This window comes from Streptomyces ossamyceticus (assembly GCF_001418475.1).
Classification (GTDB): domain Bacteria; phylum Actinomycetota; class Actinomycetes; order Streptomycetales; family Streptomycetaceae; genus Streptomyces; species Streptomyces ossamyceticus.
Window position 1 is genome coordinate 1 of sequence record NZ_LIQX01000443.1, and the last position, 10,587, is coordinate 10,587.

The window sequence follows — 10,587 nt, forward strand, 5'->3', positions numbered from 1 at the left end:
CCAACGCACCCCCCGGCCCCGAGCTACTACGCGCCCTTGGACAACGTCGGCCGGTTCCACCTCGTGTTCGTGTTGTGCAACTCCCGCTCCGTGTCCGTGATCGACACCTTGATCGGGATGCCCGGACGTCCGCCCACCTTGATGAGGAAGCGGCCCCGCCCCGGCGGTTCCTCGTTCCCGCCCGTGCTGGCCCACCCCGGCGGGGACGACCAGGACGAGACGAGTTCGATCTCGCGTTCCGACAGGCCGACGATCTCGCCGAGTTCCCTCATCTCCGTACGCGGCAGGCCCGCGCACACCACCATCCCGGCCCGTTCCACGAAGCCGCGCGCCTTCGCCCGGTCGGCCTCGCTGCCGAGCGCCTCCGCGTCCTTCAGCGTGTGGGTGATCTTCGCGTCGCCGAGGCCGAGGGAGCGGTTGAGGCGGGTGAGCGCGTCGATGCGTTCGACGATGCCGGAGGCGGCCCGCAGGGGGCGCCACAGCTCGTCGAGGACCGTGAAGAACCAGCGCTGGGGGGCGAGGCCCGCGTCGGCGAGGGCGTGGGCCGCCGCCACCGTGCCGAGCCCGTCCGACCAGGCCGCCAGCATCGCTGCCGCAGTGAGCTGGGTGTCCGCCTCGCCGATCCGGGAGATGTCCACGCACACGGCGGGGGACGCCGGGTCGATCCGGGTCGACGTCTCGGAGGCGAACGTGTCGCCGAGCGGCCCGTCCAGCACGCCGAGCAGCGAACGGTGCAGCGGGTCGACGGCCTCCTGGTAGCGCGCCTCGTTGCCCCGGTCGAGCGTCACCGCGCGGACCCGGTCCGGGCCCTCGTCGAGGACCTTCAGCAGGTCGGGCAGCAGCGGCGCCCGCCCCTTCTTGGTCCGCTCCGCCAGATGGTGCAGGCACGCCGACAGCACCGACTGCTCGTGGTCGTCCATCGGGCGGCCCCGCACGATCGTGATGAGCGCCGCGACCATGTTCAGCACCCGGCCGTGGGCCTCGGCCGCGAGGATCCGGCCGCGTTCGCCGCCGATCCGGGCCGCCGCCTCGCCCATCGCGCCGGGGTCGAGGACGTTGATGCCGCCGACTCCGCGCCCGATGGAGATCACCTGGCCGCCGAGCGCCCGCACGGTGTCCGCGTAGTCCGGCTTGAGGTCGCCCAGCACCAGCGGGGTGACCCCGGTCGCCGACATGCCGATCAGCATGCGGTTGACCAGCGTGGACTTGCCGAGACCCGGCATGCCGAGCATGAACAGCGACGGGTTGGAGATGTACCGGGCGCGGGTGAACCAGGAGATGGGGTCCCCGCAGACCGTCGCGCCCGTCTGGAGGTGCTGCCCGAGCGGCACCCCCGTCATGGGCGCGCCGGAGCCCGCCGCGAAGGGCCACAGGCCGCACGCCTGGACCGTGGTCGCCCGCCACAGCGCGGGCGGGTCGACGTGCCCGACCTGCCCGCCGCCGGGGCCGGGCCAGCCGCGCGGGGGCGCCGTCTGAGGTCGTACGGGACGAGTGGCGGACGTGCTGGACCTGGTCACAGCGCCTCCCGGATCTGGTACGGAACGAGGGTGTGCTCCCACGGCAGCAGGCCGACGGGGAGCGTGCAGGTGAACGCCGAGGCCTGCATACGGTCGGCGGGGCGCATCAGGATGCGCGAGGACGCCTGGAGGTTGCGGACGGTGATCGCCGCGTCCGGGAGCTGCTCCTCGTCGTCGACGGTGACCGTCACCATCAGCGAGAACTCCACGAGCCCGGCGCCCGCCGCCTCCTCGGCCGCGGTCTGCTCGGCCGCCTGCATCTCGGAACTGGCCCGCGCCTGGACGAGACCGCGCTTGGAGCCCGCCATGAAGTGCGCGGCACGACGGTCGGACTCCACGATCCGCGCCGACGTCGCCGGGTCGATCGGGCGGTAGATCAGCGAGACCCGCTTGCGGCGCGTCCCGGCGGCCGGTTCGAGCAGCCCCCGCAGCACGCTGGAGCGGACGGTGCCGCGCGGGGCGAGCGTCAGCATCCAGGTGCGCGAGACACCCGAGTCGTGCTTGTACGACTGCACCGACTCCACGGCCGCAGCGGGGCCCGCGTCCGCCCACTCCAGGCCGGTGGTGGACTGCTCGGCGCGGGTGCTCAGCACATCGGGGGCGACGGCCGGGTCGTACGCCACCCGGACGACCTCCGAGAGCCGCTCGGCGGACAGCGGGTAGGCGGAGCCGCCGCCGGCCGCGACCAGGCCCGACAGCAGGCCCGGCAGCCGCATGGACAGGTCGGTGATGACGTCCTCGATGCTCCGCTTGGGGCCGCCGGAGGGGCCGTAGGTCAGGGCGATGTACGTGTGCATCTCCGAGGAGGCGGACGGGTAGCGGGCGACGACCTCCTCCATCACCGCGCGGGCGGCGGCCGGCGCGTCCGGCGAGATCCGCGGCAGGACCTCGGCGGCCAGCCGTGTCCCGGTGTCGGGCGCCGTCTCGATGACGACCTGGGCGCCGCGCAGGCCGGGCTCGTGCGACAGCCTGGCGAGCCAGTCGCCCCAGGACGCCACCCAGATGTCGACCTGCTCGGGGTCGACCAGCGAACCGCCGTCCGGCTCGCACGCCAGCACCACGGTGTAGAGGTTGCGGCCGGGGTGGTGGAGCACGCCGAAGGAGCGGTTGTAGGCGTCCCGGCCCTCGTGCATCCGCGTCCGGGCGAGCAGACCGGGCGGGTGGTAGCGGCCGCCCGTACGGCGGGAGAGCGGGCCGGAGACGTAGGTGTGGGAGCCGTTCGCCTTGCGCCTGAACCAACCGATACGCACCGCGACCACCTGATAGACGTTGCGGCCGTCGACCGTGCGCAGCGCGAGCGGCGCGAGGAAGAGGCCGACGGGGATGAGGACGACGATCGCCGCCGTCAGCGAGACGAGTGAGGCGAGCAGTGCGACGAGGAGTCCGCCGAAGGCGACCACGGTGCCGAGGAGGCCCAACGGGCCGAGGCCGGGGCGGCGGGGCCGGCGCCAGTTTCCGTAGGTGGGACGCGTGAGGGCGTCGGTGGACATGGGGAATCCTTCTTCCGGCTGTGGTTCGTGGGGTCCGAGTGCCTACGAGCTCGGGAGTTTCAGAAGTGTCGGGCGGCCGCGGGGCCGTCGTGGCTGGTCGCGCGGTTCCCCGCGCCCCGGGAAGGGACGGGCTTCGCCCTCCTTCCCGGGGCGCGGGGCGGGGCTACTGGTTGTGGCCCTTCATTCCGTCGTTGTCGCCGAGGGAGTTGGTGATCTCGCTCGCGGCCTGCATGCCGGTCTGTACGACGACCGCTGCTGCCTGGACCGCCACGGCCGCGCCCGCCGTGGCCGCGCCCGCGGCCGCCGTACCGGCCGCCGCGCCCGCGCCACCGGCTCCGCCCGCGCCGGCGCCCCCGGAGGAGCCCGCGCCCGCGGACGGCGAGCCCTGCGGGCCCGCGGAGGCGCCTCCGCCACCGCCGCCGCCTCCACCGCCACCGGCGGCGCCGCCCGCGATGCTGACCGCGCCGGAGGCGATGTTGTTGGCGGCGTTGAGGGCGACCGTGCCGCCCGAGGTGCCGCCGAGAGCGGCCGTGGCCGGGACGATCAGCTTGAGCAGGGCGGGCAGCGCGAACACCGCCATGATCAGCATGCCCATGCCCGCGATGACCGCGTCCAGGTCCTCCTTGTCCTTGGTCATCGCCGTGGCCGAGTAGATGATCAGGGCCGCCGCCGGCTTGTACAGCAGCCAGGCCGCCAGCCAGCCGATGTGCTTCTTCCACCAGCCCTCGCCCCACCCGGTCATCGAGGAGGCGGCGGCCAGCGGCAGCGTGCCGACCAGCATGATCAGCACACCGATGCGGATGTACATCAGCACGATCTGCACGAAGCTCGACAGCATCACCAGCAGACCGAAGATCAGCACCAGACCGGGCTGACTGAGCGTCAGCACGCCCAGCATGGTGGAGGCACTGTCCCCGAGGTCGGACTTCTCGTACACGTCCGCCGCGTACGCGTCCGACGCCTTCATCAGCGCGGTGACCACGGGTACGGCCGCCGCGCCCACGAGGATGACCTTCCACATCCCCATGAAGGCCTGTTTCATCGACTGGCCTTTTCGGTCGATCGCCATCCGGATCGACGCGATGAGCAGGGAGGTCACCGCCACGTACGCGACGATCCAGTTGACCTCCGCGGTGATCAGGCCGATGGGGCTGCCCGGATCCATGGTGGGGTTGCCGTGGGTGACATTGCCCGCGGGCTGGTCGACGTCGATGCCCAGCCAGACACCGTTGAGGGCCTTGAGGACCTCCGAGGCACCGTCACCGATCGCCTTGGCGAAGACGACGACGGCACCTTCCGTGAACTGCTTGCCGCCCTCTTCGATGACGCAGTCGTAGATCTTCCAGGAGCAGCCCATGTCACGCCTCCCAGGTGACGAAGCCGTCGGTGCCGCTCACCTGCGACACACCGCCGTAGATCGTGCCGTCGGCCTCGGGGACGAGCTTCCAGTCGCCGTCCTGCCAGCGCACGGTCACCGAGGCGGAGCCGTAGCCGCCGCCCCCCATGCCGCTGACCAGGACCATCACGGTCGCCTGCGAGCGGTTGTACGTCAGGACCGTGAAGCCGGCGTAGCCACCGGCGTCCGGCGATCCCGTCGTGGACTTGTCACCGGACTGGGCACGCGTCTTGACCAGCGCGTCCCGCCCGGCGCCCGGCACGACCTGCCGGTCTACGACCTTGCGCCAGCCGTCGTAGCTGAGGTGGTCGGTGATGGAGTGGGCGGCCATGACGGCGCCCATCGGGGTGCGGGCGAAGCAGGACCAGACCGGACCGTCGTACTTCAGCGGGCCCGCCGTCCTCGACACCGGGACCAGACCGGTGCCGTTGGCCTTCCAGTGGAAGTCGCGCGGCGCCTTGGTGGGCCGGGCCTGCACGCTGTCGTCGGTACGGCAGCCGGCCGGGCGGTCCTGCGCACCGCCGTCATCGGACCCGGACCCGGACCCGGAGTCCGAGCTCGCGGTCGGAGCGGGGCTCGGGTCGCCGGACGCGCCGGACGACCCCTCGGCGCCGTTGCCGGTGATCGCGAAGAGCACCGCGAGGACGACCAGCACCCCCAGGAACCCGGCCGACAGGATCCAGCCCCGCTGCTGCCAGAACGGCTGCTCCCACTCCCCGCTGCCCCCTCGGGCCCGGCCGGAGTTCAGCATCGTCGCTCCCCCTTTCGACTCGCCGGCTGACGGACTACGCGAAGACGAAGTTCACGAGCGGGCCGGCGGCGGCGACGAGGACACAGCCGCCGAGGACCATGCCGAGACGGCCCATGTGCTCCGAGCCCTCACCGCGGCGCATCGAGATCGCCATCATCGCGCCGGTGATCAGCACGCCCGCGACGCCCGCCGCGGTACCGGCCCAGGCGACGATGCCGAGCACGGTGTCGACCTTGCCGGTGAGCGCGCCGGGGGCGTCGCGGTTCGGGTTCGGAACGGTCCCGTCGGCCAGGTACACGGCCTGCTGCGCCTTGGTGGCTATCGCGTTCAGCATGTGGTTTCTCCCCGTTTCGGTCGGCCGCGGCGGAGCGGCCGACGTCAACTCACTTGAGCGGATGGGTGCTTGGGATGCCGGCGGGGCCCGAGTTGGTTGCTCGGGTTCCCGGTCGCCCTGTGAGCTTGGCGACTGTGGTGACCCTGAGCCAAGCGATGTAGTGATCCAGCACTGGGCGGTGACGTGGTCGTGACAGACGGGAACTGCTCGTCATGTCCGGGACAGTGACGTGCCGTCACCAGGCCCTGGACCTGCGGCGAAGCGGAGTGTGTCGTACCGGTGTGCGAAAGAGGGGGTGGAGAGGAGACGGAGGGGAGGTGGATGTGCGGATACGGTGACGGCCCGTCGGTTCCCCCGGAACCGACGGGCCGTCACCCGTTCTCCGTCACGCTCCGTCACATCACGAAGTCCACGATCGGCCCCGCCGTCGCGCCGATGATGCAGGCGCCCATCACCATCGCGAACTGGGTGAGGTGTTCGTCGCCCTCCCCGGACCGCAGCGAGATGGCCATGCGGGAGCCGACGAGCAGCAGCCCGCACACACCGGCCGCCGTCACCAGCCAGGCGAGGATGTTCAGTACGTAGTTCAGCTCGTAGGTGACCGCCCCCGGAGGCCCGGCCAGCGTGGTGGCCGCTGCGTACACGGTGTGGGTCATGGGGTCCTCCCGGTGAGACGGGCCAGCGCCGCGCTCTCCCGCGGCGGCGGGCCGGTGAGATCGCCGGTGCGCCAGGCGGGCACCCAGGGCACGCGGTGGACGTCGACGACCGAACCGATCACCTTGACGCGCTGGACGAGCTGCCGCGGCAGCCGCCCGGGCGCGTCCGCGACCAGCACGATCGCGTCCAGGTCGAGTCCCGGCGGTGCGTCGCCCCGCCGGAAGATGTCGAGGGTGTGCGAGACCGCGTCGAGTCCGGCGGCGTGCGTCCGGCCCACCAGTAGCACGGATCCGGGTTCACCGTGTTCCGGCCGGGGCCAGTTGCGGCCCGCGTCGTGACCGCCGAAGACCGCGGCGAGGGTGGTGGACCCGGCGCCGCCGTGTGTGGCGACCCAGGAGAACCGCCGCGCGCCGGCGGCCGACAGGGGCTCCGGCTCCTGCGGCAGTACCTCCGCCTCCCCGACGGGCCCCCGCACCCAGATCTCCGGCCCGGCCGTCGCCTGCCCTGCATTCCCCTGCATCACCGCATCACCACTCTCCCCCAAGTCCACAGTCATCCACCGAAGTCTCCCTGACCCGACGACCACCTCAGCCGCCGTACCGGCCCGCATCGGGCCGCCGACCAGCGTGTTACGCCGTCGACGCCTGTTGCGTCGACCGACCGTCTTGCCGTGCCGTCGGCGCTTGTCGCCGTACGGCCGTCGGTCGCCCCCGCGTTGTGCATACCGGCATGTCGTCGCCGTCGGCCTGTCGTTGTGGCCGTCCGGCGTCGCCGCCGAACGGCCTTGGTGTCCGCCGGCGGGTTGCGCCGGTGGTCGTACCGAGCCGCCGACATGCCGCCGCCGGACGGCGCGTTGGGCCGTCGGCGAGTATCGCCGTTCGGTCTGCCGTGCCGTCATCGTCGCCGTATGTCCTTGTTGTTGTTCACCACCGTCCGGCGTCGCCGCTGTCGACTGCCGGCTTCGCGCCGTGTCGGCCGGTTCGTGAACCCGCGCCGACGCGCGAAGCCGAACCGAATCAGCCAAGCCGAGCCAAGCCGAGCCAAGCCGAGCCAAGCCGAGCCGAGCCGAATCCGCACAGCCGCCGGACGAACCCGTCGAGTCGGGCCGGACCCGTTCGGTCCGCGGCCCCGTCGGGGCCTCTGCCTCCGATCTTCACCGGGGTCCGGGCGCTTGGGAATTGGGGCGTGAGTTCCTGCTACGAGCCTGTGACGCGCTGGTGACGCGGGGAGCGCGGGTGTGCGGAGAGACTCGACTGGCCGGCCTGGACTGGCAGGAACATGACTGGACTTCGACGCTGAGGGGAGCAGATGTCCAACGGGGGTGGGTCCACCACGGGCTGGGTGGTCGGCGGTTGCGTCGCGGCCGTGATGATGCCCGTGGTCATGATGGTCGCGGTGAGCGGGGGAGGCCAGGCCGATGCCGAGGAACAGGGCGGCGTCGGCGGCGGCCTCAAGAACGGGCAGGTCCCGGCGGAGTACGTGCCGTGGGTGCTCAAGGCCGGCTCGATGTGCGACATCATCAAGCCGGCCGTGATCGCCGCGCAGATCGAGGCGGAGTCGGGCTGGAACCCCAACGCCCAGTCCCCCGTGGGCGCCGAGGGCCTGAGCCAGTTCATGCCGGGCACCTGGAAGACCTGGGGCCGCGACGACGACGGCAACGGCCGGATATCCCCGTACGACCCCGGTGACGCGATCATGGCGCAGGGCCGTTACGACTGCGCGCTGGCCAAGCAGGTCCAGGGCTACAAGGACCGCGGCCAGGCCAGCGGCGACACCCTCGACCTGGCGCTCGCCGCGTACAACGCGGGCCCCGGCGCCGTCCGGAAGTACGGCGGCATCCCGCCCTACAAGGAGACCCAGGACTACGTCGTCCGCATCAAGTCCCTGATCGCCAAGTACGAGTCGGTGGACGACCCGCCGGGCAAGCTCCCGCCGGGCAAGCAGATGGCGATGCCGCTGGCCGGCAACCCGCCCGTGACCTCCCCGTACGGTTGGCGCATGCACCCCACGCTCGGCGTCCGCAAGCTGCACACCGGCACCGACTTCGGTGTGGCGGCGGGCACCCCGGTGCTGGCCGCGCGCGACGGCGTGGTCACCTTCGCCGGCTGGACCAACGGATACGGCAACCGCGTCGTCATCTCCCACGGGACCATCGACGGCGACCAGATCTCCACCACGTACAACCACATGCTCGCCGGGCTCAACGTGAAGACCGGCGACCACGTGAAGGTCGGTCAGCGCGTGGGCCCGGTGGGCTCCACCGGCTACTCGACCGGCGCCCACCTCCACTTCGAGGTGATGCGGAACGGCACGTACGTGGATCCGGCGCCCTGGTTGGGCCTGTAGTGAGGCCTGTGGTGAGGCCGGTAGCGACGGTGACGGCACGGACGATGACGGCACGGACGATGACGACGGGGAAGGACACCGAGGTGAGGAGGGGGACGACGATGGTCAGGAGGAGCGACGGGCGCCGGCTGCCCGGCGCCCGTGCGGGAGCGGGCGGACGCGGCGCGTCCGGCGGACTCCGCCGGGCCGGGGCGGTGGTGCTCGCGACCGTGACCGGCGTCGCGGTCCTCACCGCGTGCGGTCTGCAGGACCACCGTGAGACGGTCGGCGGCGGCCCCGGAGCCTCGGCCGAACCGTCGATCGCCCCCAAGGCCCCGCTGCCGTCCGGCAGACCGCTGGGCGACGACGCGCACGTACCGAGCCCGTCCGGCGTCGACGACGCGGACGCCACCTCCGTCTCCAGGGCGTGGGTCGAGGTCGCCTACGGCTACGACACCAAATACGACATGAGCCCGCACGACGCCGTCCTGCGCACCGCGCGCTGGCTCACCCCGGCCAAGCGGAAGGCGGAGCGTGCGTACCGTCCCGCGAGCGGCGCGGGCGAGAGCTGGAACTCCTGGGCGGCGCACAAGGCGTGGACGACCGTCGAGGTGGAGTTCGACGACGACGGTGACGCGCCCTCCGACACCGCGACCGAGGCGTACCGCGCCGTGTTCGTCGACGGCGAGGCGCACGGCCGGGACGGCTGGACGGGGACCGGTCCACAGGCCACGGTGTACCTGAAGCTGGTGCGTTCGGGGAAGGGTGAGCCGTGGCGGGTCGACGATGTGCGTACGGTGGAGGCCGCGGCGCAACCACCGACGTCACCGACGGCGTCGCCCTCCACAGCGTCGTACGCGGGAGTCGGCGGGAAACCGGTGTCTCCCACGTCGCCGGTGTCCCCCGTGTCACCGGTGTACTTCGATCTCCCGTCCGCCGTTTCTCCTTCTGACCGACCCGAGTGAGGGAACGATGACTCGACTCAGCCGCGAACAGAAGCGGGAACTCAAGCGTGCGGGCCGCGCCCCGGCACCGGCCGGACTGACCCCGATCGACGTGCGCGTCTCGGCGGAGGCCGGCGCGACCGTCGGCGGCATGCCGGTACCGGCGGCCGCGGGGGAGTCCCTCCAGAGTGCCGCGCTCGACTACCTCCACCGTCTCGCCCTCGCCACCGGCCACCCGGTACTCGCCACGGTCCACGACGAGCGCATCGGCTACGTCGTACCGCTCCAGGTCCACGTCGACGGCTCCAGCCGTTTCGCGGGCGAGCCGGTCCAGGTCGCCGAGCCGAGGGGAGACGTCACGACACCGTCCCGCCCCGCGCCCGTGGCCCCGCCCGCACCGCCGGTGGCCGCCGAGCCGGTCGGCACGCCGCGCATGGCCGAGCCGACCGTCGCGCCACCTGCGGGCGAGTCGGCCGCCGCGCCGGGGCCGCGTCGGGACAAGTCGACGTATGTGCTGCGCGCGGTACCGGAGTCGGCGGCCCGGGGGATGCCCGAGCAGGAGCCGACGGCTCCGGAACCCCCGCACGCCCAGCCGCAGGTACACGCCCAGGCGCCGTCACCGCAGCCCCATGCCCAGCACCAGCCGCCGCAGGCGCGTGCCCAGGCGCCGTCGCAGCACCACGGCGGGCCCCAGCAGTCGCAGGGTCACGCCCAGCCGCAGCCGCACGCGCCGGAGCAGGCCCACGCGCAGGAGCAGCCGCACTCGTCGGAGCCGCAGCCCCAGCAGTCGCAGTCGCAGGTGAAGCGGGAGCCCAGCACGATGCGTCTGTCGGCGGTCAAGCCGGTGCCGTCAACCGGGGACCCGGTCGGTCACCCGGTGAATCCCGAGCGGCCGAAGCGGGAGCCCAGCACGCTTCCGCTGACGGCCGCGAAGGCCACCACTCCCGGCCAGGAGGCGGCCGGCGCCCCGGCGGCACCCCCGGCTGCCGCCGAGCCGAAGCGCGAGCCCCGGACGATGCCGCTCACCGCGGCGAAGCCGGCGGCGAGCGGTGTCGCGCCGTCGACCTTCGTCCTGCGAGCCGTCCCGGAGCCCAAGGACGGCCCCCTCGCCCGGCCGCCGCGCACCCCCGACCTCCCTCTCACCCTCGCAGGCATCGCCGCGCCCTCCGACGA

At 72.7% G+C, this 10,587-nt stretch carries 9 protein-coding genes and 1 pseudogene; 3 read left to right on the forward strand and 7 right to left on the reverse strand.

What is annotated here, in order from left to right; genetic code table 11:
• Nucleotides 1-26 precede the first annotated feature (26 nt).
• The 7 genes from AOK15_RS28825 to AOK15_RS28855 all read right to left on the reverse strand — a co-directional run bounded on the left by AOK15_RS28825 (nt 27) and on the right by AOK15_RS28855 (nt 6,665).
• Entirely contained in the window at nt 27-1,517 is a 1,491-nt protein-coding gene (locus AOK15_RS28825) for an ATP/GTP-binding protein (RefSeq protein ID WP_240508642.1), read from the reverse strand.
• Complete coding sequence (locus AOK15_RS28830) at nt 1,514-3,007, reverse strand: SCO6880 family protein (protein ID WP_055521277.1); 1,494 nt, start codon at nt 3,005-3,007, stop codon at nt 1,514-1,516. The genes AOK15_RS28825 and AOK15_RS28830 overlap by 4 nt, the downstream gene beginning before the upstream one ends.
• 163 nt (nt 3,008-3,170) lie before the next feature.
• On the reverse strand, nt 3,171-4,364 hold the full coding sequence (locus AOK15_RS28835; RefSeq protein WP_055521278.1) for a TrbL/VirB6 family protein: 1,194 nt from the start codon (nt 4,362-4,364) through the stop codon (nt 3,171-3,173).
• 1 nt (nt 4,365) lies between these two features.
• On the reverse strand, nt 4,366-5,154 hold the full coding sequence (locus AOK15_RS28840; protein ID WP_055521279.1) for a DUF8175 domain-containg protein: 789 nt from the start codon (nt 5,152-5,154) through the stop codon (nt 4,366-4,368).
• 34 nt (nt 5,155-5,188) lie between these two features.
• Nucleotides 5,189-5,488 (reverse strand): hypothetical protein, encoded by a 300-nt coding sequence (locus AOK15_RS28845; protein ID WP_055521280.1) that lies wholly within the window; start codon nt 5,486-5,488, stop codon nt 5,189-5,191.
• A 395-nt stretch (nt 5,489-5,883) separates the two neighbouring features.
• Nucleotides 5,884-6,144, reverse strand: coding sequence for a hypothetical protein (locus AOK15_RS28850; RefSeq protein ID WP_055521281.1), 261 nt, complete (start codon nt 6,142-6,144; stop codon nt 5,884-5,886).
• Nucleotides 6,141-6,665, reverse strand: coding sequence for a DUF6668 family protein (locus AOK15_RS28855; RefSeq protein WP_205632251.1), 525 nt, complete (start codon nt 6,663-6,665; stop codon nt 6,141-6,143). The genes AOK15_RS28850 and AOK15_RS28855 overlap by 4 nt, the downstream gene beginning before the upstream one ends.
• A gap of 788 nt (nt 6,666-7,453) precedes the next feature.
• On the opposite strand from AOK15_RS28855, the gene AOK15_RS28860 reads away from it, so the two are divergent.
• The 3 genes and pseudogenes from AOK15_RS28860 to AOK15_RS28870 form a co-directional block, all read left to right on the forward strand.
• Nucleotides 7,454-8,491: a peptidoglycan DD-metalloendopeptidase family protein gene (locus AOK15_RS28860; protein ID WP_055521282.1), complete on the forward strand. Its 1,038-nt coding sequence runs from the start codon at nt 7,454-7,456 to the stop codon at nt 8,489-8,491.
• A gap of 44 nt (nt 8,492-8,535) precedes the next feature.
• Nucleotides 8,536-9,435, forward strand: coding sequence for a hypothetical protein (locus AOK15_RS28865; RefSeq protein ID WP_240508643.1), 900 nt, complete (start codon nt 8,536-8,538; stop codon nt 9,433-9,435).
• Between the two features lie 7 nt (nt 9,436-9,442).
• Nucleotides 9,443-10,587, forward strand: a pseudogene (locus AOK15_RS28870) (hypothetical protein); the annotation flags it as partial.